We start from the raw sequence: 21,881 nt of genomic DNA on the forward strand, positions 1-21,881 counted from the left end.
GGACGGGGAGAAGGCACGAAGTGGCAAAGACGCCAGTCCGGGCCAGACGCTCACCCCGGCGTCCGGTGGGATCTGGGCCATCGCCCACATGTCCGGCAGGTCTCCTGGCTCGCGGGTCTTCGCTCGGCTGGCCTTCCCGGGGATTGCCCCAGTGGCATCGTCAGCCTCGCTCGCCGCTTACAGTTGCGGGGGCAGCCGCAGACTAGGCGCAAGGCGCCGCACTGCGTTCCCTTTTGCGCCCGTTCCGCCCGTGCGGGGCGGTTCGGGACCGAACACGGCTATGTGTGTGGCAGAGAGCCCGGCGTGAAGTCAATCGCAATCGCGCCTGAGCAGATAGATATCCATGATCCAGCCGTGGCGGGCCCGGGCCAGGGCGCGGGCGGCGACGATCTCGCTGGCGACCTCGGCCAGCGGACCCGCGATGCGGAGTTCCTCCGCCATCCCGGCATAGCCCGACCACCAGATGGAAATGCCCTCACTGTCAATGTGTTGAAAGGCGTTGCTGCCATCGAGCATGACCACCAGGGTATCGCTGCCGGGCGGCCAGCCGGCAGCGCGCAGGCGCCGCCCGGTGGTGATCGTGACCGGTGCCGCGATGGTGTTCAGCGGGATCGCGTGGCCCGCGGTCAGGGCGGCGATCGCGGTGATGCCGGGGATCACCCGGACCTCCAGCCTCATCCGCGCGCGCAGCCGCTCGGCGATGCGCAGGCTGCTGTCGTAGAGCGCGGGATCGCCCCAGACCAGGAAGCCGGCGCGCCCGCCTCGGGGCAGGGCGGCGGCCAGTTCGGCGGCCCAGACCTCGGCGATGGCGTCATGCCAGGCGTCGACGCCCGCGCGGTAGTCGCCCGATCCGTCGCGGCGCGGCAGGTCGAACTCTCGCAACGCCGGGCCCGGGCCGCGCAACACCCGGGCGCAGATCTCGCGCCGCAGATGGGCGAGGCCGTCCTTCTCCGGCCCCTTGCGCGGGATCAGGATCACGTCGACGGCGTTGATCTCGTCCACGGCCTGCCGGGTGACGTGGTCGGGATTGCCGGTGCCGATCCCGATCAGGGAGAGCGCGATCATTGCCCGACCTCCGGCCCCGGGTCGGCCAGCGCGCCATAGAGGATCAGCGCGGGCGGGGCGGTGTCGGGCGTGTCGCGCAGGGCCTCGGCCAGGGCGCTCATGGTGCCGATCCGCAGCGCCTGGCCGGGGGCCGAGACATTCTCGGCCAGAAGCGCCGGGGTGTCGGGCGGCAGCCCCGCCGCGACAAGCAGCTCGGCCAGCCGGACGAAGGTGCGCCGTCCCATGTAGACCGCGGTGGTGGCCTCCCGGTCCGCCAGCGCCGCCATGTTCAGCCCCTCGGGCAGCCGGCCCGCGACGTCGTGCCCGGTGACGAATTGCAGCCGCCGCGCGGTCAGCCTGCGGGTGAGCGGGATGTCGGCGGCGGCGGCGGCGGCCGAGGCGGTGGTGACGCCCGGGATCACCTCATGGGCGATCCCGGCCTCCCTGAGCGCGAGGATCTCTTCCTCCAGTCGGCCGAAGATCCCGGCATCGCCCGATTTCAACCGGACGACGCGGGCCCCCGTGGCGGCGTAGTCGACGAGCAGACGGCTGACATGGTCCTGGCGCGGCGAAGGACGTCCGGCGCGCTTGCCGACGCCGACCAGATCGGCCCCGGCGCGCGCCAGATCGAGGATCGGACCGGCCGAGAGATCGTCGTAGAGCACGGCGTCGGCGGTCTTGAGCCGCGCGACCGCCTTGACGGTCAGCAGCTCGGGGTCGCCGGGCCCGGAAGAGACGAAGCTGACGAAACCGCTCATGTGGCCTCCGCGATCAGGTGGAAGAAGGTGCCGCTGGCGTTGCCGCGGCGCGAACCGGTCTCGGGCACCGGGGCTCCGGCGGCGTCGACAACATGCGCGAGCGGGGCGTCCGGTTGGTCGAGAATGGTGGAATAGTGAAATTCATGGCCGCGAAGCCGGGCAGCCGCCTCGTGGCCGGGGAGCGGATGGTGCAATTCCGCAAGGCGGTAGCCGAGGTGCATCTTTCGCGTTGCGTAGGAGGTGACGAGGCCCAGCAGCCCTGCCATCCGGTGCCGCGCGCCATCCTTGTCGATCAGCGCCTCCCCCATCGCCATGTAGCCGCCGCATTCACCGTGAACGGGCCGGGTTTCGGCGAAGGCACGCAGCCCGGCGTGGAAGCGGCTTGCGGCGGCGAGGCGGCCCGCATGCAACTCGGGATAGCCGCCGGGCAGCCAGCAGATCTCGGCCGACGGATCGGGCGCCTCGTCGGCCAGGGGCGAGAAGGGCAGCAGCTCGGCCCCCGCGGCGCGCCAGCCCTGCAACAGGTGCGGATAGGCGAAGGAGAAGGCCGCGTCGCGGGCCAGCGCGATGCGCTGCCCGGGCGGCGGAGCCGGGCGGCCGGCCGCCGCGGGCAGACGCGTCGGCCGCGCGGCGGCGCGCAGGCGGTCGAGGTCGACATGGGCGGCAACGAAGCGCCCGGCCTCGTCGATGAGGGCGCGCAGCGTCGCGTGTTCCTCGGCCTGCACCAGCCCGAGGTGGCGTTCGGGCATTTCGAGGTCGGGCCGCCGCGGCAGGACACCGAGCACCGCGATCCCGGCCTCTTCCATCCCCGCGCGCAGAAGCGCCTCGTGCCGGGGCGAGGCGACGCGGTTCAGCACCACGCCGGCCAGCGTCGGCCGCGGACGGAAGCGCGCAAAGCCCAGGGCCGTCGCGGCGGCCGATTGCGCCTGGCCCGAGGCGTCGAGGATCAGCACGACCGGCCAGCCCATCAGCGCCGCGATCTCGGCGCTCGCGCCGGTGCCGCTGGCGCCTGCCGTCGCGACCCCGTCGAAGAGCCCCATCGAGCCTTCGGCCAGCGCCAGATCGGCCCCCGCCGCCGCGCCGGCCAGCTTGGCGATCTGGCCCGGCGCCATGGCCCAGCCGTCGAGGTTGAAGGAGGCCCGCCCCGAAGCCGCGCGGTGGAAGCCCGGGTCGATGTAGTCGGGGCCGCATTTGAACGGCTGCACCGCCAGCCCCCTTTGCGCCAGCGCCGCCAGCAGTCCCAGCATCAGCGTCGTCTTGCCGGTGCCCGAGGCCGGGGCCGAGATCATCAGGCCGGGGGCGAGCGGGGGCGCGGCAGCGTTCATGCGCCGCCCTCCGGGAAGCGCGGATTGGCGCCGGTCGGGCGGAAGCGGCGGTCGTAGCCCTCGGCATAGAGGCGGCTTTCCGCGAAGCCCTCGGCCGCGAGCGCGGAGCCGACGAGGATCAGTGCGGTGCGGCCGCGTTCGCCGCCGGTGGCCTCGGCGAGGGTGGCGAGGGAGGCGCGGACGATCCGCTGGTCGGGCCAGCTGGCGCGCCAGACCACGGCGGCCGGGCAATCGGGGCCGTAATGGGGCAGCAGCCGTGCCACCACGTCATCCAGGACATGGACGGAGAGATGGATGGCGAGCGTCGCCCCGGTCGCGGCGAAATTCTCCAGCGACTCGCCCTCGGGCATGGCCGAGGCCCGGCCCGAGGTCCGGGTCAGCACCAGCGATTGCGCGACGCCCGGCAGGGTCAGTTCGGTCTCGAGCGCGGCGGCGGCGGCGGCGAAGGCGGGGACGCCGGGGATGATCGCATAGGGGATGCCCTCGGCGCGCAGCCGGCGCAGCTGCTCTCCCAGCGCCGACCAGACCGAGAGGTCGCCCGAATGCAGCCGCGCCACGTCGTGGCCCGCGTCATGGGCCAGGCGGATCTCGGCCACGATCTGGTCGAGGCTGAGCGGCGCGGTGTTCACGATGCGCGCGCCGGGCGGGCAATGGTCGAGCAGCGCCTCGGGCACCAGCGAGCCGGCATAGAGGCAGACCGGGCAGGCAGCGATCAGGTCGCGCCCGCGCAGGGTGATGAGGTCGGCGGCGCCGGGGCCGGCGCCGATGAAATGCACGGTCATGTGTCGGGTCCTTCTGCGATTGCGGCGGTCGCCATGCCGTCGGCCGAGACCACGCGCGGCCCGCGCAGGCGCGCGCCCGGCCCGGCCCCGGCCAGCGCGGCGGCCTCGGCCAGCGAGCCGGTGCCGAAACGGGCGGCGACGCGGGGGGAACGGGACGGGGTCTCCTGCCGCGCGAGCTCCTCGGCGGCGATGGCGATCAGGGGCAGGTCAAGCGCGCGGGCCAGCGCGACGGCTTGCGGGGCGCGGGCCTTTCCGGCCTCGGTGGCCAACGCCTGCACCGCGCCCCCTGCGCGGGCCAGCGCCTCTTGCAGCGCCTCTTGCAACGCGGCGAGGGGCGCTTCGGCGCGGAAGCCGATGCCGGCGACGATCATCGGGTCACGCTCCACTGGGTGACGGGACGGGCGGGCGCCCAGCCGCGCATCCGGCCCAGGGGCGCGGCCTCGGCGATCGCGATGCGCATCAGATCGCCGCCGAGGCGGGCATGCCACTGGATCAGCAGCGCCTCGGTCTCCAGCGTCACCGCGTTGGCGACCAGCCGGGTGCCGGGGGCGAGGCAATCCCAGAGCGCCGCGAGCACCGGTTCCGAAGCGCCGCCACCGAGGAAGACGGCATCGGGCCGGGCCAGGGCGGCCAGCGCCTCGGGGGCGGTTCCGGCCACGATCCCGATCCGGTGGCTCAGGCCGAAGGCCTCGGCATTGGCAGCGATCAGGGCGCGGCGGCCTTCGGCGGGCTCGAGCGCGATCGCCCGTGCCCCCGGCGCCGCCAGCGCCCATTCGACGGAAATCGAGCCGGACCCCGCGCCGATGTCCCACAACAGCTCGCCCGGGCGCGGGGCGAGGGCCGACAGGGTGAGGGCGCGGACCGGCCGCTTGGTGATCTGGCCCCGGTGGTGGAAGAGCGCGTCGGACAGGCCGCCGGCGCGCGGCAGGCCCTGCGCCCCGGCGGCCGCGATGGCGACCGCGACCGGGGCGGCGACCTCGTCCAGCGCGAAGCCCTCGGCGCGGCTGTCGCGCCGGCGCTCGCGCGGACCGCCGAGAGCTTCCAGCACGGTCAGCCGCGACGGGCCGAAGCCGTGCGCGCTCAGCCATTCCGCCAGCGCCGCCGGGGCCGCGCCGTCGCGCAGCAGGCAGATCGCCCGGACGCCGGGGGCGAGGAGCGGGACGAGCCGTTCGAACGGCGCGGCGTGCAGGCCGAGGCAATGCACCTCCTCCAGCCGCCAGCCCAGCCGCGCGGCGGCCAGCGCGAAGGTCGAGGGGGCGGGAAAGCCACGCCATTCGCCGGGTGACAGCGCCGCAGCCAGCGCCCCGCCCGCGCCGTGCCAGAACGGATCGCCCGAGGCCAGCACCGCGACCGGGCGGCCGCGCTCGGCCAATACCGGGGCGATGGAGAAGGGCACGGGCCATTCCCGGCCCCGCGGCCCGGTCTCGGCCAGCGCGAGGTGGCGGGGACCGCCAAAGACGATCTCGGCGGCATCCAGCGCGGCACGGCTTGCCCCGGTCAGCCCGTTCAGGCCATCTTCGCCGAGCCCGATGAGGCTCAGCCACGGATCGCACGAGGGATCAGACATGACGCGCTTTCTTCTGCTCGGCGGTACCACCGAGGCCCGGCATCTCGCCGGGGCCGTGGCGGAGCAGGGGCTGGACGCGGTCTATTCCTACGCCGGGCGCACCGGCGCGCCCGCGGCCCAGCCGCTGCCGACGCGGGTCGGCGGCTTCGGCGGCGTCGCGGGGCTGGCCGCCTACCTGCGGGCCGAAAACATCACCCATGTCGTCGACGCGACCCATCCGTTCGCCGCACGGATCAGCGCCAATGCGGTCGCTGCCTGCCGCCAGACCGGCACGGCCCTGTGCGCCTTCGAGCGTGCGCCGTGGCGGGCGGGGCCGGGCGACCGCTGGACGCATGTGCCCGACATCGCCGGCGCCGTCGCCGCGCTGCCCGCGGCGCCCGCCCGCATCTTCCTTGCGATCGGACGCCAGAACCTCGCCGATTTCGCCGCGCGGCCCGCGCATCATTACCTGTTGCGGCTGGTCGACGCCCCCGACGCGCCGCTGCCCTTGTCGCGGGCCGAGGCGGTCATCGCGCGCGGCCCCTTCACCGAGGCGCAGGACCGCACCCTGTTGGCAGCGCGGCGCATCGCCTTGGTCGTCGCCAAGAACGCGGGCGGGGACGGGGCGCGGGCCAAGCTCGACGCCGCCCGCGCGCTCGGCCTGCCGGTGATCCTGATCGACCGGCCCGCCGTGCCGCAGCGGCCGGTGGTGGACGATGTCGCCGCGGTGATGGGCTGGCTGGGTCATGCGCCCTCCGCCTGACGCGGGGTGTAGACGAAACGCCCGACGCGCCGGGTCCGGGAATTGCCGAGGATCACCACCGTGCGCATGTCGGCCATCTCGGGGCGGGCTTCGGCCAGCGTCACCGTTTCCAGCCGTTCGCCGGGTTTCGTCACGTCGCGGGCGAAGGAGATGAGCCGCCCGGCGCCGCATTCGGCGCGCAGGACCTGCAATGCGCGGGCGAATTGGTGCGGGCGCGCCTTCGAGCGCGGGTTGTAGAAGGCGATGGCGAAATCGCCGCGCGCCGCCATGCGCAGACGGTGTTCGATCGCCGCCCAGGGCTTGAGGTTGTCGCTGAGATTGATCGCGCAGAAATCGTGCCCCAGCGGCGCGCCCAGCCGCGCGGCGGCGGCCAGCATCGCGGTGATGCCCGGCAGGATGCGGATGTCGAGCGCCTGCCACGCCGCGGGCCCGGCCTCGAGCGCCTCGAACAGCGCCGAGGCCATCGCGAAGACGCCGGGATCGCCCGAGGAGACGACGGCGACGCGGCGCCCGGCGGCGGCAAGCCCGAGGGCCAGTGCCGCGCGCTCGACCTCCACCCGGTTGTCGGAGGCGTGAAACGTCAGCCCGGGCCGTGCCGCCACCCGCGCGACATAGGGGCCGTAGCCGACGATATCCGTCGCCTCGGCCAGCGCCGCCGTGACTTCCGGCGTCACCAGCGCCGCGTCTCCGGCGCCGAGCCCCGCCACCGCCAGCCAGCCGGTCATGGCCGCCGCCCCTGGCCGTGGATCACGGCGATCGAGAAATAGGGCACGTCCTCGGCCTCGGCCAGCCGGCTGACCTTCTGCCCCGGCATCGTGCCGCGCTCGATCAGCCAGGCCCGGTCGAGCTTGCCGGCCGCCGCGAGCGCGCGCTTCAGCTTGGGCAGGTTGCGGCCGATCTTCATCACCACCAGCGCGTCGGTATCGCTTACCCGGCGGGTCAGTTCGTCCTCGGGCAGGGTCGCCATCGCCACGGTCAGCACGTCGTCGCCCCAGGTGATCGGCTGGCCGGTCGAGGTCCAGCAGCCCGACATGCCGGTGATGCCGGGGACGATCTCGATCTCGGCCCGCCCCTGCAGCCGGGAATGGAGATGCATGAACGAGCCGTAGAAGAACGGATCGCCCTCGCACAGCACCACGATCTCCTCGCTCCGGGCGATGGCGGCGATGCGCTCCGACCAGCCTTCGTAGAAGGTCGAGAGCAGGCGGTTGTAGGCCGCGCTGCCGGCCGGGAGTTCGGTCGTCACCGGGTATTCCATCGGGTATTCGCGGGCGTCCCCGGGCAACAGGCCCGCGACGATGGTCCGGGCATGGCCGCGCCGCCCCGCCTTGGAGAAATAGGCGACATGGCGGGCGCCGCGCACCAGTCGGTCGGCGCGCACGCTCATCAGGTCGGGGGCGCCGGGGCCGAGGCCGACGCAGATCACCCGGCCGGCCGTCGCGGCATCGGTCTTCACGGGATCGGTTTCCACGCTTTCCATGTCATTCCTTTCGGCTGGCAAGGGCATTCACGGCGGCGACGGTGATGGCCGAACCGCCCAGCCGTCCCCGGACCACCAGCGCCGGCACCGGGGGCGCGGCGATCAGCGCGGCCTTTGATTCGGCCGCCCCGACGAAACCCACCGGGCAGCCGATGATCGCGGCCGGACGCGGGCACTCGGGGGCCTGCAGCATGTTCAGCAGGTGAAAGAGCGCGGTCGGCGCATTGCCGATCGCCACCAGCGCGCCCGCCAGGTGCGGCCGCCACAGCTCCAGCGCGGCGGCCGAGCGGGTGTTGGACATCTCCTGCGCCAGCGCCGGCACGCGCGGGTCCTGCAAGGTGCAGATGACGTCGTTGCCGGCGGGCAGGCGGGGCCGGGTGATCCCCTCGGATACCATTCGCGCATCGCACAGGATCGGCGCGCCACCGGCCAGCGCCGCGCGGGCGGCCGTCGCGAAGCCGGGCGAAAAGCCGATGTCGCGTTCCAGGCCGACGAGGCCGGCGGCATGGATCATGCGCACGACGACCGGCTCCTCCTCGGGCGAGAAGCGGGCGAGCTCGGCTTCGGCCCGGATCGTGGCGAAGCTCTGGGCGTAGATCGCGGCGCCGTCGGTTTCGTAGCTGTGGGGCATTCGGCGGGGTGTCCTCGTGAGGTCGGGGTCGGTGCTCAGCGTCCCGGCGGTCAGGCCGCGGCGCAGGGCCGGGGCGCCGGTGCGGCCGTCCCGGACCAGGTCGAAGCGGCCGGGCGCGGTTGCGGTCAGGGTCCACGCGCAGGGGGCGGGATGGGCGCAGCCCTTGGCGCAGCCCGAGACATGGAGCCGCGCGCCCGGCGCCAGCTGCGATGCCAGGGCGCGCGCCGTGGCGCGGGTTTCCGACAGGGCCTGCGGGCAGTCGGGGGCGCCGGGGCAGGCCGCGACGCGCAGGCGCGGATCGGCCGGGTCGTGGATCAGGCCGGGCAGGGCGGGGACGTCGCTCGCCCCGTCGCTCGCCCCTTCGATCAGCAGCATCCGCCAGGGCGTCAGCCGCAGCGGCCCGCGATCGGCCAGGGCCGAGAGGGTATCGGCCCCGATCCGGCCGAATTCGGCGGCGACGAGGAGACCGGTATCGCAGGGGCCCGGGCCGGGCGCGGGCAGGGCCATGGCCGCCGGCGCGGTTCGCCAGACCGCGGGCAGCATCGGCCCCGCCGCCAGGTGCCGGGCCATGCGGCCCCGGCCCGCGGGCGCGCCGCCGCTGTCGCGGAACCAGCGGGCCATGTCGAGAGCCGCAGCGACGGCGGTCTCGCGCGTCACCGGGCGGCCGCCGGGGGCGCTGTCGGCGCGGACGATCAGCCCGCCGGGGCCGCGCTCGATCCGGATGTCGGCCGAGGTGCCCGCCAGCACCGGGCGCGGGCCGCAATCGACGGCGAAGCCGAACTTGCCGGGCAGGGCCGGGGCGTCCGGGGCCGCCAGCGCCCGCGCCAGCGCCGTGGCGAGGACCGCGCTGTCGTCCCCCTCGGTCCAGAACGGGGTGAGGACGATGTTGCGGCGTGCCTCGGCCGCGGCGCTGGGGTCGATCAGCCCCATGTCGCGAAGTGCCTCGATCAGGGCGCCGTGGGTTTCGGGCCGGAGGCCGCGGAGCTGCAGGTTGGCGCGCGCCGAGAGGTCGATCAGCCCGTTGCCGTGCCGCGCCGCCAGTTCGGCGATGCGCCGCGCCTGCGCGGGCGCCATCCGTCCCCGCGGCAGCCGCAGGCGCACCACCAGCCCGTCGCCCGACGCCATCGGCCGCAAGGCGCCGGGGCACCAGCCTCTGATTTGCGGGCCTCTGATTTGCGGGCCTCTGATTTGCGGGCCTTCGATCTCGGGCGCGCTCATGCCCCGGTCTCCAGCCCGGCACGGGTCGAGTTGCGCCGGCTCTGCCACAGCCCGGCCGCGTCAAGCTGGCGGAAGCGGTCGCGCAGGGCGGCCAGCGCGCGCGGGTTCTCGCATTCCATGAAGCCGGTCACCTCGTCGCGCCCCAGCGTGGCCTCGTAGTAGAGGTCGAAGAGATGGGGCCCGACGCCGCCCGCGAGATGGGCGAAGGCGGCGAGATGGTCGAGCGTCGCCGCGATCTCGGCTGCGCCGCGGAAGCCATGCGCGGTCATGCTGTCGACCCAGTCGGGATTGGCGGCGCGGGCGCGCACGGTGCGGGCGACCTCCTCGGCCAGCGTGCGGGCGCGGGGGCTGTCCGGGCGCGTCGCGTCGAGGTGGTAGAGCGCGGGGGGGCGATGGCCGAGCCGCGCCATGGCGGCGGCGAAACCGGCCTCGTGGGCGGCGTAATCGGCGGCCATCAGCAGGTCGGTCTCGGGCAGGTCCTGAAGGTGGACGAAGGCGTCGGCGGCGCCGAGCCGTTCCTCCAGCGCCGCGCGGGCCGGGGTGCTGTCGCCGCCGGCGCCGATCGCGTGGGACGAGGCGGCGAGCCAGGCCTCGCCCGCCGCCGCGCGCGCGTCCGCATCCATCTCGCCCGTTTCCATCGCGAGGCCGTAGCGGCCGGGTTTCGGCCCGAAGACACGCGGGCTGCGGTGGCGATAGGGATTGTCCGCCCCGGCCTCGTCGCGCCGGGCCAGCGCCTCGGCGCCGGTCTCGAACAGCCCGGCGAGCCCGGGAAAGACGTCGCGGAACAGGCCCGACACCCGCAGCGTCACGTCGATCCGGGGGCGGCCGAGCTGGGCGAGGGGGATCACCTCGACCCCGTTCACCCGCTCCGATCCCTCGTCCCAGCGCGGCGCGAGCCCGGCGAGGTGCAGGGCCATGGCGAATTCCTCGCCCGCCGTGCGCATCGTCGCCGAGCCCCAGAGGTCGACCACCAGCCCGCGCGGCCAGTCGCCGTGATCCTGCAGATGGCGGCGCAGCAGCTCTTCGGCCAGCTTGATCCCCTGGGCATGGGCGGCGCGCGTCGGAACCGCGCGGGGATCGGTGGTGAAAAGATTGCGGCCCGTCGGCAGCACGTCGGCCCGGCCCCGGAAGGGCGAGCCCGAGGGGCCGGCGGGCACGAAACGCCCGGCCAGCGCGGCGGCCAGCCCGGCGCGTTCGGCCGCGCCGCAGTCGCCCCTGCCGAAGACATGCAAGCCCTCGGCGAACTGGCTTTCCTTGAGATCGCAGACGAAGCGGTCGATGCGCGGGATCGCCTCGGCGGCGCCGGCCTCGGCGGGGATGTCGAGATCCGCCTCGATCCCGCGCCCCTGCGCCTCGGCCCTTATGGCGCCAATCAGCCGGTCGCGCCGCGCCGGGTCGAGCCCGTCGGCGGTGGAATATTCGTCGAGCAGGTGCTCGAGATGCGACAGCCCAGAGGGCAGCCGGGTCTCGGCCAGCGGCGGCGGCAGGTGGCCGAGCGTCAGCGCGCCGATCCGGCGCTTGGCCTGCGCGGCCTCGCCCGGGTCGTTGACGATGAAAGGGTAGATGACGGGCAGCGCGCCGGTCAGCGCCTCGGGCCAGCAGCTGTCCGACAGCGCGACCGCCTTGCCGGGCAGCCATTCCAGCGTGCCGTGGGCGCCGATGTGGATCAACGCGTCGGTCCGGTCGCGAAGCCACAGGTAGAAGGCGACATAGCCGTGACGCGGGGGGCGGGCGAGGTCGTGATAGGCGTCTTCGCGCCCGGCGGTTTCGCCCCGCTCGGGCTGCAGCGCGATCAGCGCCTTGCCGCTGCGCAGCGCGGCAAAGCGGAAGGCGCCGTCCCGCACCGCCGGGTCCTCTTCGGGCGCGCCCCAGGCGGCGGCCAGGGCGTCGCGCAGCGCCGCGGGCAGACCGGCCAGGGCGGCGCGATACGCGGCCAGCGGCCAGTCGACGGTTTCCGCCAGCAGGCGGTCGGCCAGCGCCCCGGCGGGCGGCGTGTCATGGCCCCCGGCGGCGAGCGTGTCGAGGATCGCCGCCGCCGAGGCCAGCGCGTCGAGGCCGACGGCATGGGCGATCTGGTCGTCGCGCCCGGGATAGGTCGACAGCACCAGCGCGATCCGCTTGTTCGCGGCGGGCAGGGTGGCAAGCCGGTTCCAGGCCGCGACGCGATCGGCGATGGCGCCGATGCGCCCGGGCTCCGCTGCGTGGATGCGGCGGGCGAATTCCAGATCGGGGTCGCGCGCCTCTGGCGACTTGAAGCTGGCGACCCCGGCGAAGAGCCGGCCGTCGACCTCGGGCAGCACGACATGCATGGCCAGGTCGGCGGGCGAGAGGCCGCGTTCGCTTTCCGCCCATTGCCCGCGCTCGGCGGTGGACAGCGCGACCTGGAATACCGGGCCGCCCGCGGCGTCGAGCGGCGAGGGCGTGCCGTCGCCGCCGCAGGCCGAAAAGGCGGTGGCGTTGACGACGGTCGCGGGGGCGAGGCGCGCGATCTCGGAACGCAGCCAGGCCGCCGCGCCGGGCGCCTTCAGCGAGGGGGCGAAAAGGCCGATGGCCTCGAAGCCGCGCGCCGCGAGCGCCGCGATCAGCGCATCGACGGGGGCGGTGTCGGCGGCGGTCAGATAGGCGCGGTAGAAGGTGACCAGGGCAAGGGGCCGGTCGCCCGGAACGGGCGCAAGAGGCCGGTCGCCCGGAACGGGCGCAAGAGGCCGGTCGCCCGGAACGGGCGCAAGAGGCCGGTCGCCCGGAACGGGCGCAAGAGGCCGGTCGCCCGGAACGGGCGCAAGAGGCCGGTCGCCCGGAACGGGCGCAAGAGGCCGGTCGCCCGGAACGGGCGCAAGAGGCCGGTCGCCCGGAACGGGCGCAAGAGGCCGGTCGCCCGGAACGGGCGCAAGAGGCCGGTCGCCCGGAACGGGCGCAAGAGGCCGGTCGCCCGGAACGGGCGCAAGAGGCCGGTCGCCCGGAACGGGCGCAAGAGGCCGGTCGCCCGGAACGGGCGCAAGAGGCCGGTCGCCCGGAACGGGCGCAAGAGGCCGGTCGCCCGGAACGGGCGCAAGAGGCCGGTCGCCCGGAACGGGCGCAAGAGGCCGGTCGCCCGGAACGGGCGCAAGAGGCCGGTCGCCCGGAACGGGCGCAAGAGGCCGGTCGCCCGGAACGGGCGCAAGAGGCCGGTCGCCCGGAACGGGCGCAAGGGGGCTGCCGCCCGGGACGGGCGCGAGGGGGCTGCCGCCCGGGACGGGCGCGAGGGGGCTGCCGCCCGGGACGGGCGCCTCGGGCGGCGGCACGACACCGGTGCCGGGGCGGTAATAGCCCGCCTCGGGCACCGTCTTGGCGCCCGCCACCGGCGGCGCGTACAGGCCGCCGGCCAGCGCGAGCTGGGCCAGCGCGGCCTGCGCCGCCACCGCGCCGCCCGCATCGCACAGGGCCTGCAGCCGGCGCAGCGTCGACACCGGCAGCGTCGACAGCGCGTCGAGCCGCGGATCGGGGCGCCCGTCGGCGGGCAGGACGGCCAGCGCCATCCCCTGCCGCCGCGCCATGTCCTGCAGCGTGGCCAGGCCATAGGGCCAGTAGCTCTCGCCGCCGATCAGCCGCACCAGCACCGCCCTGGCGCCCGCGAGCGTCTGTTCGGCATAGACATCGACCGAGAGCGGATGCTGCAGCGCCGCGAGGTTCGCAAGCCGGAGCGTCGGCAATGGCGCCCGCCCCTCCCGCGCCCGGTGCCAGCCCGCCGCGAAGGCCCCGAGATCGCTGTCGGAGAAGGACAGCGCCACCAGCTCGGCGGGGCTCTGCCCCAGGTCCTGGGGCAGCGCCGTCTCTTCGAGCCCGCGGCTTTCGCGATAGACGATGTGCATTGCGGCCTCAGCCCTCCAGCACCTTGCGGATCGCGGCCGCGTCGATGTCGTCGTGCGCGGCGATCACCACCAGTTCCGAGCGCCGCGGCGCGTCGCCCCAGGGCCGGTCGAACTGCGCCCGCACCCGCGCGCCCACGGCCTGCACCAGCAGGCGCATCGGCTTGCCCGCCACCGCGACATGCCCCTTGACACGCAGCACGTTCTGCTCGCGCGCGAGCCGGGCGATGGCGGCCTGCAGGGCCTCGGCATCGGCGACCTCGTCGAGCGCGATCACCACCGAGGCGAAATCGTCATGCTCATGGTCGTCGGCGCCGTCGTGATGCGAGGGCCGGGCGTCCAGGTCGTCCTCGGCCGCCGCCCCGATGCCGAGGATCACGCGCGGATCCGCGGCCCCCTCGATCACCGGCAGGATCGGGATCCGGCGCGGCGCCTCGGCCTGGATATAGGCGCGGGCGCGCGCCACGCCCTCGGGGCCGGCGAGATCGGCCTTGGTCAGCAGCACGATATCGGCGCAGGCGATCTGGTCCTCGAACACCTCGGACAGCGGGGTCTCGTGGTCGAGGCGCTCGTCGGCGTCGCGTTGCGCCTGCACCGCGGCCGGATCGGGGGCGAACAGGCCCGCGTCCACCGCCTCGGCATCGGCAAGCGCGATCACCCCGTCGACGGTGATGCGCGAGCGGATCGGCGGCCAGTCGAAGGCCTTCAGCAGCGGCTTGGGCAGCGCCAGCCCCGAGGTCTCGATCAGGATGTGGTCGGGCGTCTCGGGCAGCGCCATCAGCGTCTCGATGGTCGGGATGAACTCGTCGGCGACGGTGCAGCAGAGGCACCCGTTGGCCAGCTCGACGATGCTGTCCTCGGGGCAGTTCTCGTCGGCGCAGCTTCTCAGGATGCCGCCGTCGACGCCGGTGGTGCCGAATTCGTTGACCAGCACCGCCAGACGGCGGCCGCCGGGATTGGCCATCAGCTGGCGGATCAGCGTGGTCTTGCCCGCGCCGAGAAACCCGGTGATGACGGTGACGGGGATTTTGTTCAGGTCTTCCATGGCGGCCTCGAGGTCAGTTTTGCGGGGGGATGCGAGCAATGGATCGCTTGCGGAAGATCTGCGGCCGCTCGCGCCAGGGCACGATGCCGTCGGCGCTTGCGGCATAGCGGGCGGCGCCGTCGAGGATCGCCTCGGCGTCGCGTTCGGGGTCCATCGATCCGTAGACATAGCTCCACCGGCCCGGCCCGCTCAGCGCCATCGTGCAGCCACGGCTGCAGGCCGAGAGGCATTCGGCCGTCCGCAGCTCGACCCCCTCGGGCAGGCCGCGTTCGGCAATCGCCGCGCAGAGCCGGGCGCCGGGGCGCGGAGCGGCCTCTTCGGGGTCGCCGCCGGCCACGCGCCGGCAGGTGGTGCAGATCGTCAGGGTCACCCCGCCCATTCGCCATCCTTTCCGGCAAAAGGGGGGAAGGGGCCAGGGAGAGACGCGCAGGCATCTTCCGAAGCCGGCCGCGACACACCCCGTTCGCCCGTAACACATCGCGCTGGCAGGTCTCCCGGCTTGCGGAGCCCGGGGCCTCGGCCCCGGTGGTTCGCCCGCCTTCCCGGCCCTTCGGGCCAGTGGCATGTGGACGAACCGCTCCGGTCACGGTCGCGGGGGCGGCTGCGCTTGGACCCGGAACGGGCCTGTCGCATTCCCTCTTCGCCTGTCAGGGACAGGAACCAGCGTGCTCACCTGAGGCAAAGGCCGGCCGCTTGTCAAGCCGGGAATGGGCGCGAGATGCCGGCTAGCGCGTCTCCCAGACGGTGGCTGCGTTCTCCTGCCAGCCGGCCCGATGCAACAGGGGCGTGTCGTCGAACCGCTCGGGCCAGCCGAGGCAGAGATAGGCCGAGAATTCCCAATCGTCCGGCGCGGCGAATATCTCGCACATGCGCCGGGGCGCGACGATCGACACCATGCCGAGGCCGAGGTTCTCGGCCCGGGCGGCAAGCCACAGGCCATGGATCGCCATCGCGGTCGACTGGCGCAGGGTCCCGGGCAGGGTCTGGCGGCCGAGGCGATGGCCCGCCTCGGGATCGGTCGCCGTGAAGACGGCAAGCTGCACCGGGGCCGCGTCCAGCCCGGCGAGCTTGAGCCGGGCATAGTCGCGGGCGCGGGCCCCCGAATAGGTGGCGGCGGCCTCGGCATTGCAGCGGGCGAATTCCGCGCGCACCGCGGCCCGCAGCGCCGGAGCCTCGACCCGGATCACGCGCCAGGGCCGGGCATTGCCGACCGAAGGCGCGCGGTCCATCGCCGCGCGCAGGCGGTCGAGAAGCTCCTCGGGCACCGGATCGCGGCGGAAATGCCGCACGTCGCGGCGCCAGTGCATGACACGGCCCAGGGTCTCGGCCTCGTCTCGGGTAAACCGCATCTCGTCCCTCCCATCGCCGCGGCGCGCGCCGTGGCATGCTTTTCCTGCGGCGGGAAGGGACGGGTCGGGGGACGGCGCGCGGCGTCCTCCGAAGCCGGCCGCGACACACCCCGTTCGCCCGTCACATATCGCGCTGGCAGGTCTCCCGGCTTGCGGAGCCCGGGGCCTCGGCCCCGGCGGCCCGCCCGCCTTCCCGGCCTGTCAGGCCAGTGGCACGGGGCGAACCTCTCCGGTCACGGTCGCGGGGGCGGCTGCGCCCGGGCCCCGAGCCGGGGCCTTGCGCATTCCCTCTTCGCCTGTCATCGACAGGAACCAGCGGCGCCAGATGGGGCGAAGCGCCCCGGGTTGTCAAGCAAGGGACGGGACGATGAGCGACGGCGACGAGGTGGAAGCGGCCCGCCACGCGGCCAAGAAGGCGAAGATCAAGGCGGCGCGTGACAAGATGATGGCGACGAAGGTGGGCGAGAAGGGGCTGGTCATCGTCCATACCGGCCCCGGCAAGGGCAAGAGCTCGTCCGGCTTCGGCATGATCCTGCGCGCGATCGCGCACGGGATGCCCTGCGCGGTGGTGCAGTTCATCAAGGGCGCCTGGGACACCGGCGAGCGCCGGCTGCTCGAGGCGACCTTCCCCCGGTTGTGCCAGTTCCACGCCATGGGCGAGGGCTTCACCTGGGAGACGCAGGACCGGGCCCGCGATGTCGCCGCCGCCAGCCGCGGCTGGGAGAAGGCGAAGGCGCTGATCCGCGACCCGTCGATCCGCATGGTGCTGCTCGACGAGATCAACATCGCGCTGCGCTACGACTACCTCGATATCGACGCGGTCGTGGCCTTCCTGCGCGACGAGAAGCCCGAGATGACGCATGTCGTGCTGACCGGACGGAACGCCAAGCCGGAACTGATCGAGCTGGCCGACCTGGTGACCGAGATGACGCTGGTCAAGCACCCGTTCCGCGCCGGGATCAGGGCCCAGCCGGGGGTGGAGTTCTGAGCTGGCAGGGGGCGCGGCCCCCTCGCGCTTGCGCGCTCACCCCCGAGGTATTTGGGGCAAGATGAAAGCAAGGGTTTGTTAAACATGGTGGGGCAGCATCAAGGAGCGGTACAGGGAGAGGTCCCGATGACCGCGCAAGGTGAAAGCGCCGCGTCTCCCCCGCTTCGGCGGCCCGAGGCGCGGCGCCGCCTTTTCATCTTGCCGGCAAATACCTCCGCCGGAGGCTCCCGCGCTCTCGGCCCGCGCGGCGACGGGAGGCTGCGATGACGGCGCTGATGATCCAGGGCACGGGGTCGAACGTGGGCAAGTCGTTGCTGGTCGCCGGGCTGTGCCGGGCGGCGCGGCGGCGCGGCTTCAACGTGGCGCCGTTCAAGCCGCAGAACATGTCGAACAATGCCGCCGTCACCGCCGACGGGGGCGAGATCGGGCGGGCGCAAGCGTTGCAGGCGATGGCCTGCGGGCACGAGCCGGTGGTCGACATGAACCCGGTGCTGCTCAAGCCCGAGACGGATGTCGGCGCGCAGGTGATCGTGCATGGGCGGCGACTGACGACGACGCGGGCGCGGGACTACTGGGACCTCAAGCCCCGGCTCCTGTCTGCCGTGCTGGAAAGCTTCGGCCGGTTGAGCGCCGCCCACGATCTGGTGATCGTCGAGGGCGCGGGCAGCCCGGCCGAGGTCAATCTGCGCCGCGGCGACATCGCCAATATGGGTTTTGCGCGGGCGGCCAGCGTGCCGGTGGTGCTGGCGGGCGACATCGACCGGGGCGGGGTGATCGCGCAGATGGTCGGCACCCAGGCGGTGCTCGACCCCGAGGATGCGGCGCAGATCAAGGGCTTCCTGATCAACAAGTTCCGCGGCGACGTGACGCTTTTCGACGACGGCTATGCGCTGATCGCCGAGCGCACCGGCTGGCCCGGATTCGGGGTGCTGCCGTTCTTCCCGGAGGCGGTGAAGCTGCCGGCCGAGGACGCGCTCGACCTGCCGCGGCGGGCGCGGGGGGCGGGGTTGCGCGTCGTCTGCCTGGCGCTGTCGCGGATCGCCAATTTCGACGATCTCGATCCGCTCGCGCAGGAGCCGGGGGTGGACCTGACGCTGATCGGCCCCGGCCAGCCGATCCCGGGCGAGGCCGACCTGGTGATCGTGCCGGGCAGCAAGTCGACGCACGGCGATCTCGCCTTCCTGCGCGATCAGGGCTGGGATCTGGACCTTGCCGCCCATGTCCGGCGCGGCGGCCATGTGCTGGGGATATGCGGCGGTTACCAGATGCTCGGCCGGGCGATTCGCGACCCGCAGGGGATCGAGGGGCCGCCGGGCGAGACCGCGGGCCTCGGGTTGCTCGACGTGGTGACCGAGATGGTGCCGGACAAGCGCCTGACCCGGGTCGAGGCCGTCCACGCGGCCAGCGGCGCCCGGATGCGGGGCTACGAGATCCACATCGGCCGCAGCGAGGGGCCCGACCGGGCGCGGCCCTTCGCCAAGGTCGCGGGCGCGCCCGAGGGGGCGGTGTCGGCGGATGGCCGGATCGCGGGCAGCTACCTGCACGGCATGTTCGGCGAGGATGCGTTCCGCCGCGCCTGGCTCGCCGGGTTCGGGGTGGCGGCCGGCAGGTTCAGCTACGGCGCCGAGGTCGAGGCGGTGCTCGACCGGCTGGCCGCGCATATCGAGGCGCATCTCGACGTGGACGGGCTGCTGGGCCTGGCGCGCTAGGGCAAGTCCCGCGGCTAGGGCAAGTCGCGGGCGAGGGCGGTTTCAAGCCGCGCCCATTCCGCGGCCGTGCCGGGCAGGCCGAGACGGATCAGCGCGGGCGACCAGGGGAAGATGCGGCTCCAGATCCGGGCCCGGGCGAGGCGATCCTGCGCCGCCCCGGCATCGGGGGTCCGGTAGAGGCGGAACAGGTCGGTGCCGCCGGCCAGCTCCCATCCGGCGCCGCCGGCGAGGCGGTCGAGACGTCCGGTTTCGGCGCGCAGCCGCGCGATCGTGGCCTCTTGCCACGCGGTGTCGGCCAGCGCCCGGCGCCCGATCTCGATCGCGGCGCCCGAGACGGGCCACGGGCCGGCCATCCCGGACAGCCGGGCGATTAGGGAGGCCGGTCCGAGGACGAAGCCCAGGCGGAGCCCCGCAAGGCCGTAGAACTTGCCGAAGGAGCGCAGGACCAGGAGCCCCGGCCGCCCGGCTTGCGGCGCGAGCGAGAGATCGGGGCGCGGGTCGGCGAAGCTTTCATCGACCACCAGCGTGCCGACCTTCCCGGAATGGGCCAGCAGCGCGTCGACCGGGATTTCGCGCCCGTCGGGATTGTTCGGATTGACCACGACGGCGAGGTCGGCCCCCGCCAGCGCGGCGGGATCGGCGATCTCTTCGACCTGCCAGCCGGCGGCGCGCAGGCTGGCGGCATGTTCGTTGTAGGTCGGGCCGAGCACGCGTGCGCGGCCCGGAGGCCGCAGCCGCGGCAGAAGCTGGATCGCCGCCTGCGCCCCGGCCAGCGGCAGCAGCCCGGTCTCGGTCGGTGCGCGATAGGCGGCGCGGGCGGCGTCGATCAGCGCGCCGGTCGCAGCGCGGGTGGGCAGGTCGCGCCAGGCGCTGTCGGGCAGGGGCGGCAGCGGATAGGGGACGCGGTTGATGCCGGTCGAGAGGTCGACCCAGTCTCCGGCCCCGCCGCCGAAGCGGGCGATTGCGCCGTCTATGTTGCCGCCGTGATCGCGCATGTGTCCCCTCAGATCAGCGCCACTAATCCCAGGAGCACGGCCAGCGCAACCATCGCGCGGCGGTAGAGGCGCAGGCCGCGGCTCAGATCGCCGGCCGCCGGGTCGGGGGCGCCGGCATTGACCCAGGGCTCCGGTGCGATCTGGTCGCCGTAGACGCGCGGCCCGGACAGGCGCAGCTGCAGGGCGCCGGCCATCGCCGCCTCGGGCCAGCCGGCATTGGGCGAACGGTGGTGGCGCGCGTCGCCGATCATGCAGGCGAGGGCGGCGCGCGGGCGGGACGAGACGAGGGCGAAGAGCAGCCCGGTCAGCCGCGCCGGGACCAGGTTGGCCAGATCGTCGAGCCGCGCGGCGGCCTTGCCGAAGTGCTCGTAGCGGGCGTTGCGGTGGCCGATCATCGAATCGAGCGTGTTGATCGCCTTGTAGGCGGCGATCCCCGGCAGGCCCAGCAGCGCGCCCCAGAACAGCGGCGCGACGATCCCGTCCGAGCTGTTCTCGGCGAGGCTTTCGAGGGCTGCGCGGGCGATGCCGGCCTCGTCCAGCTGCTCGGGGTCTCGCCCGACGATCATCGCCACGGCGGCGCGGGCGGCGGGCAGGTCGCGGGCGGCGAGCGGGCGGGCGACGGCGGCGACATGGTCGTGCATCGAGCGCGCGGCGACCAGGGGCCAGGCGAAGAGGCCGGCAAGGGCCGCGCCGGGCCATCCCGCGGGACACAGCGCGGCGAGGGCCATGGCCGCGCCGGCGGCGAGGGCGATGGTGGCGAGGGCGGCGAGCGTGCCGGCGGCGAGGCGCAGGGCGGCGGCGCTGCCGGGCCGGTTGAGGCGCCGCTCCAGCGCGCCGATCACCCGCCCGAGCCAGGTGACGGGGTGGCCGATCCGCGCGAAGAGGCGATCGGGCCAGCCGAAACAGGCGTCGATCGTCAGCGCGATCAGCATGGCAAGCGCGGCGCTCATCCGTGTCCTCCCGCCCGGAAGTGGACGAGACCGTGGAACCCCGCCCGCCGCAGCGTCGCGCGGGCGCTTTCGGGCCGGGTCCCGGGGGCGAAGATCAGCCCGCGCGCGCTGCCGGTATGGGCGATGACGATACCGAGCGCGCCGAGGGACCTGGCAAGCGCCGCGGTCGGATCGCCGGCGGGGCCGCGCAGCGCCAGCGTCCGTTCGGCCGAGAGCGTGGCGAGACGGGCGAGGGCGGGCAGGTCGCTGCGGGCCGCGGCCTCGGACCAGGGCGCCAGCAGGTCGGAGATGTCGGGGAAGGCGCAGTCGGCCGGATCGGTTCGCCGCGCCGGGCCGAGAAAGCCGCCGAGGATATCGAATGCCGGCAGCGCCGGCAGCGGGCCGAGGACCCGCGCCGCGCGGGAGGCCCAGAGCAGGCCCTCGGAGCGCGCGAACATCAGCGGATCGGTCGCGCCCTCGACGGCATGGCAGGCCCGGGCGATGGTCGCGGGGGCAAGCCCCGGCGCGGCGCAGCGGGCGAGCGCGACCAGCGCGGCGGTCGAGGCTCCGGCGCCGCCGCCCGGGGGCATGTCGGCGCGCAGGGCGACCGCGCCGCGCGGCGCCAGACCGAGGTCGGTCAGCAGGCGCCGGGCGTCGGACAGGCGGATCAGTCGCTGCGGGCTGTGAAGGCGCAGCCGCCGGTCGGGCCGCAGCCAGGCGGTCACCCGCAGCGCCGGGCAGGGCAGCGAGACCAGCGCCACCGGCCCGGCGGGGCCGAGACGACCCTGCAGCAGCTCGCCGAAATGTCCGGCAACGCTCGCGCGCGCCCCGCTCAGGCGCATTGGTTGACCGCATGGATGACGTGTTGGCCGTCGGCGCGCAGGCTCAGGCGGGTGAGCGAGAGCGGCGCGATCTCGAAGGCCAGGGCGGCGGCGACCGAGCCGAGCGCCAGCGCCAAGGCGGCGCGCACGGTGCCGGCATGGGCGGTCACCGCGACCGGTCCCGGTTCCGGTGCCGGCTGCCGGTCGCGCAACGCAAGCAGGGCGGGCTGCACCCGGGCGCAGAGATCGACGAAGCTTTCGCCCCCCGGCGGCCGATGCGCGGCCAGCGCGGTGCGATCCATCGGGCCGAGATCGGGCAGGGCGGCATGGGGCAGGCCTTCCCACTCCCCGAAATCCTGCTCCCACAGGGAGGGATCGGCGCTTTTCCGGGCGCCGGGCCACAGCGCCTCGACCGTCTGGACGCAGCGCAGGGCCGGGCTGTGGACGATCCGCGCCGGTCTGGGAAGCTGCGCGACAAGGCGGGCGAAGGCGGCCGTGTCGGAACAGTCGGCGGGCAGGTCGCGCCGCCCGCACATGCGCCCGTCGCCGGCCACGGGGGCGTGGCGGATCAGGACAAGTTCGGTCGGGACATCTTCCGGCATCGTCGTTTTCGGCCTTTCATGCGCCGCCCATCTCTGCTTTGTCCTGACGCC

20 protein-coding genes, 1 pseudogene and 3 riboswitches are annotated in these 21,881 nt (G+C 74.3%); of the genes and pseudogenes, 3 read left to right on the forward strand and 18 right to left on the reverse strand.

Annotated features, from left to right (window positions below; translation table 11 throughout):
* Nucleotides 1-77 precede the first annotated feature (77 nt).
* A riboswitch (cobalamin riboswitch) is annotated at nucleotides 78-288 on the reverse strand.
* A 21-nt stretch (nucleotides 289-309) separates the two neighbouring features.
* From cobF to cbiE, 6 genes are read right to left on the reverse strand one after another with little or no spacing between them, the layout of a single operon-like run.
* Nucleotides 310-1,065 carry a precorrin-6A synthase (deacetylating) gene (gene cobF / locus ACFOES_RS13350; RefSeq protein WP_377833794.1) on the reverse strand — a complete coding sequence of 252 codons (756 nt, stop codon included), beginning with the start codon at nucleotides 1,063-1,065 and terminating at the stop codon, nucleotides 310-312.
* On the reverse strand, nucleotides 1,062-1,802 hold the full coding sequence (cobA, locus tag ACFOES_RS13355; protein WP_377833795.1) for a uroporphyrinogen-III C-methyltransferase: 741 nt from the start codon (nucleotides 1,800-1,802) through the stop codon (nucleotides 1,062-1,064). The genes cobF and cobA overlap by 4 nt, the downstream gene beginning before the upstream one ends.
* The gene (locus tag ACFOES_RS13360) at nucleotides 1,799-3,127 is read right to left on the reverse strand and encodes a cobyrinate a,c-diamide synthase (protein WP_377833796.1); all 1,329 of its coding nucleotides are present in this window, start codon (nucleotides 3,125-3,127) and stop codon (nucleotides 1,799-1,801) included. Before ACFOES_RS13360 ends, cobA begins: the two co-directional genes overlap by 4 nt.
* Entirely contained in the window at nucleotides 3,124-3,909 is a 786-nt protein-coding gene (cobM, locus tag ACFOES_RS13365; protein ID WP_377833797.1) for a precorrin-4 C(11)-methyltransferase, read from the reverse strand. Before cobM ends, ACFOES_RS13360 begins: the two co-directional genes overlap by 4 nt.
* On the reverse strand, nucleotides 3,906-4,280 hold the full coding sequence (locus tag ACFOES_RS13370; RefSeq protein WP_377833798.1) for a cobalamin biosynthesis protein: 375 nt from the start codon (nucleotides 4,278-4,280) through the stop codon (nucleotides 3,906-3,908). The genes cobM and ACFOES_RS13370 overlap by 4 nt, the downstream gene beginning before the upstream one ends.
* Complete coding sequence (cbiE, locus tag ACFOES_RS13375) at nucleotides 4,277-5,476, reverse strand: precorrin-6y C5,15-methyltransferase (decarboxylating) subunit CbiE (protein WP_377833799.1); 1,200 nt, start codon at nucleotides 5,474-5,476, stop codon at nucleotides 4,277-4,279. The genes ACFOES_RS13370 and cbiE overlap by 4 nt, the downstream gene beginning before the upstream one ends.
* Between cbiE and ACFOES_RS13380 the strand changes: the two genes are divergently transcribed.
* Nucleotides 5,475-6,218: a cobalt-precorrin-6A reductase gene (locus ACFOES_RS13380; RefSeq protein ID WP_377833800.1), complete on the forward strand. Its 744-nt coding sequence runs from the start codon at nucleotides 5,475-5,477 to the stop codon at nucleotides 6,216-6,218. The two genes, cbiE and ACFOES_RS13380, sit on opposite strands and share 2 nt — an antisense overlap.
* On the opposite strand, the gene cobJ is transcribed toward ACFOES_RS13380, so the two are convergent.
* The 8 genes and pseudogenes from cobJ to bluB form a co-directional block, all read right to left on the reverse strand.
* On the reverse strand, nucleotides 6,200-6,943 hold the full coding sequence (gene cobJ / locus ACFOES_RS13385) for a precorrin-3B C(17)-methyltransferase (RefSeq protein ID WP_377833801.1): 744 nt from the start codon (nucleotides 6,941-6,943) through the stop codon (nucleotides 6,200-6,202). The two genes, ACFOES_RS13380 and cobJ, sit on opposite strands and share 19 nt — an antisense overlap.
* Nucleotides 6,940-7,698: a precorrin-2 C(20)-methyltransferase gene (cobI, locus tag ACFOES_RS13390; protein WP_377833802.1), complete on the reverse strand. Its 759-nt coding sequence runs from the start codon at nucleotides 7,696-7,698 to the stop codon at nucleotides 6,940-6,942. The genes cobJ and cobI overlap by 4 nt, the downstream gene beginning before the upstream one ends.
* Before the next feature lies 1 nt (nucleotide 7,699).
* Complete coding sequence (locus ACFOES_RS13395; protein WP_377833922.1) at nucleotides 7,700-8,329, reverse strand: precorrin-8X methylmutase; 630 nt, start codon at nucleotides 8,327-8,329, stop codon at nucleotides 7,700-7,702.
* Nucleotides 8,330-8,446: 117 nt separating this feature from the next.
* Nucleotides 8,447-9,547: pseudogene (gene cobG, locus ACFOES_RS13400) on the reverse strand (precorrin-3B synthase); the annotation flags it as partial.
* The gene (gene cobN, locus ACFOES_RS13405; protein ID WP_377833803.1) at nucleotides 9,544-13,395 is read right to left on the reverse strand and encodes a cobaltochelatase subunit CobN; all 3,852 of its coding nucleotides are present in this window, start codon (nucleotides 13,393-13,395) and stop codon (nucleotides 9,544-9,546) included. The pseudogene cobG and the gene cobN, both read right to left, overlap by 4 nt.
* 7 nt (nucleotides 13,396-13,402) lie before the next feature.
* The gene (gene cobW / locus ACFOES_RS13410) at nucleotides 13,403-14,437 is read right to left on the reverse strand and encodes a cobalamin biosynthesis protein CobW (RefSeq protein ID WP_377833804.1); all 1,035 of its coding nucleotides are present in this window, start codon (nucleotides 14,435-14,437) and stop codon (nucleotides 13,403-13,405) included.
* Between the two features lie 13 nt (nucleotides 14,438-14,450).
* Nucleotides 14,451-14,816 (reverse strand): DUF1636 family protein, encoded by a 366-nt coding sequence (locus tag ACFOES_RS13415; protein WP_377833805.1) that lies wholly within the window; start codon nucleotides 14,814-14,816, stop codon nucleotides 14,451-14,453.
* An 88-nt stretch (nucleotides 14,817-14,904) separates the two neighbouring features.
* A riboswitch (cobalamin riboswitch) is annotated at nucleotides 14,905-15,117 on the reverse strand.
* A 45-nt stretch (nucleotides 15,118-15,162) separates the two neighbouring features.
* On the reverse strand, nucleotides 15,163-15,786 hold the full coding sequence (bluB, locus tag ACFOES_RS13420) for a 5,6-dimethylbenzimidazole synthase (RefSeq protein ID WP_377833806.1): 624 nt from the start codon (nucleotides 15,784-15,786) through the stop codon (nucleotides 15,163-15,165).
* 118 nt (nucleotides 15,787-15,904) lie between these two features.
* Nucleotides 15,905-16,118, reverse strand: a riboswitch (cobalamin riboswitch).
* Nucleotides 16,119-16,153: 35 nt separating this feature from the next.
* On the opposite strand from bluB, the gene cobO reads away from it, so the two are divergent.
* A complete protein-coding gene (gene cobO, locus ACFOES_RS13425; protein WP_377833807.1) occupies nucleotides 16,154-16,774 on the forward strand; it encodes a cob(I)yrinic acid a,c-diamide adenosyltransferase in 621 nt (206 codons plus the stop codon).
* A gap of 263 nt (nucleotides 16,775-17,037) precedes the next feature.
* Nucleotides 17,038-18,483, forward strand: coding sequence for a cobyric acid synthase (locus tag ACFOES_RS13430; protein ID WP_377833808.1), 1,446 nt, complete (start codon nucleotides 17,038-17,040; stop codon nucleotides 18,481-18,483).
* A gap of 14 nt (nucleotides 18,484-18,497) precedes the next feature.
* On the opposite strand, the gene cobD is transcribed toward ACFOES_RS13430, so the two are convergent.
* The 4 genes from cobD to ACFOES_RS13450 are packed head-to-tail and all read right to left on the reverse strand — an operon-like array spanning nucleotide 18,498 to nucleotide 21,830.
* Entirely contained in the window at nucleotides 18,498-19,478 is a 981-nt protein-coding gene (gene cobD / locus ACFOES_RS13435; RefSeq protein WP_377833809.1) for a threonine-phosphate decarboxylase CobD, read from the reverse strand.
* 8 nt (nucleotides 19,479-19,486) lie between these two features.
* Nucleotides 19,487-20,428: an adenosylcobinamide-phosphate synthase CbiB gene (gene cbiB, locus ACFOES_RS13440; RefSeq protein ID WP_377833810.1), complete on the reverse strand. Its 942-nt coding sequence runs from the start codon at nucleotides 20,426-20,428 to the stop codon at nucleotides 19,487-19,489.
* A complete protein-coding gene (locus tag ACFOES_RS13445) occupies nucleotides 20,425-21,249 on the reverse strand; it encodes a propanediol utilization protein (RefSeq protein WP_377833811.1) in 825 nt (274 codons plus the stop codon). Before ACFOES_RS13445 ends, cbiB begins: the two co-directional genes overlap by 4 nt.
* Nucleotides 21,240-21,830: a histidine phosphatase family protein gene (locus tag ACFOES_RS13450; RefSeq protein ID WP_377833812.1), complete on the reverse strand. Its 591-nt coding sequence runs from the start codon at nucleotides 21,828-21,830 to the stop codon at nucleotides 21,240-21,242. Before ACFOES_RS13450 ends, ACFOES_RS13445 begins: the two co-directional genes overlap by 10 nt.
* Nucleotides 21,831-21,881 lie beyond the last annotated feature (51 nt).

The sequence above is a fragment of the Acidimangrovimonas pyrenivorans genome (assembly GCF_042643245.1).
GTDB lineage: Bacteria > Pseudomonadota > Alphaproteobacteria > Rhodobacterales > Rhodobacteraceae > Acidimangrovimonas > Acidimangrovimonas pyrenivorans.

Coding starts and splice junctions, on each gene's coding strand:
- cobF (WP_377833794.1), bottom strand. CDS start 1,065: ATGATCGCGCTCTCCCTGATCGGGATCGGCACCGGCAATCCCGACCAC.
- ACFOES_RS13395 (WP_377833922.1), bottom strand. CDS start 8,329: ATGCCCCACAGCTACGAAACCGACGGCGCCGCGATCTACGCCCAGAGC.
- ACFOES_RS13415 (WP_377833805.1), bottom strand. CDS start 14,816: ATGGGCGGGGTGACCCTGACGATCTGCACCACCTGCCGGCGCGTGGCC.
- cobA (WP_377833795.1), bottom strand. CDS start 1,802: ATGAGCGGTTTCGTCAGCTTCGTCTCTTCCGGGCCCGGCGACCCCGAG.
- ACFOES_RS13380 (WP_377833800.1), top strand. CDS start 5,475: ATGACGCGCTTTCTTCTGCTCGGCGGTACCACCGAGGCCCGGCATCTC.
- cobI (WP_377833802.1), bottom strand. CDS start 7,698: ATGGAAAGCGTGGAAACCGATCCCGTGAAGACCGATGCCGCGACGGCC.
- cobJ (WP_377833801.1), bottom strand. CDS start 6,943: ATGACCGGCTGGCTGGCGGTGGCGGGGCTCGGCGCCGGAGACGCGGCG.
- ACFOES_RS13360 (WP_377833796.1), bottom strand. CDS start 3,127: ATGAACGCTGCCGCGCCCCCGCTCGCCCCCGGCCTGATGATCTCGGCC.
- cobO (WP_377833807.1), top strand. CDS start 16,154: ATGAGCGACGGCGACGAGGTGGAAGCGGCCCGCCACGCGGCCAAGAAG.
- cbiE (WP_377833799.1), bottom strand. CDS start 5,476: ATGTCTGATCCCTCGTGCGATCCGTGGCTGAGCCTCATCGGGCTCGGC.
- ACFOES_RS13370 (WP_377833798.1), bottom strand. CDS start 4,280: ATGATCGTCGCCGGCATCGGCTTCCGCGCCGAAGCGCCCCTCGCCGCG.
- cobD (WP_377833809.1), bottom strand. CDS start 19,478: ATGCGCGATCACGGCGGCAACATAGACGGCGCAATCGCCCGCTTCGGC.
- bluB (WP_377833806.1), bottom strand. CDS start 15,786: ATGCGGTTTACCCGAGACGAGGCCGAGACCCTGGGCCGTGTCATGCAC.
- cobM (WP_377833797.1), bottom strand. CDS start 3,909: ATGACCGTGCATTTCATCGGCGCCGGCCCCGGCGCCGCCGACCTCATC.
- cobW (WP_377833804.1), bottom strand. CDS start 14,437: ATGGAAGACCTGAACAAAATCCCCGTCACCGTCATCACCGGGTTTCTC.
- cbiB (WP_377833810.1), bottom strand. CDS start 20,428: ATGAGCGCCGCGCTTGCCATGCTGATCGCGCTGACGATCGACGCCTGT.
- ACFOES_RS13445 (WP_377833811.1), bottom strand. CDS start 21,249: ATGCGCCTGAGCGGGGCGCGCGCGAGCGTTGCCGGACATTTCGGCGAG.
- ACFOES_RS13430 (WP_377833808.1), top strand. CDS start 17,038: ATGACGGCGCTGATGATCCAGGGCACGGGGTCGAACGTGGGCAAGTCG.
- ACFOES_RS13450 (WP_377833812.1), bottom strand. CDS start 21,830: ATGCCGGAAGATGTCCCGACCGAACTTGTCCTGATCCGCCACGCCCCC.
- cobN (WP_377833803.1), bottom strand. CDS start 13,395: ATGCACATCGTCTATCGCGAAAGCCGCGGGCTCGAAGAGACGGCGCTG.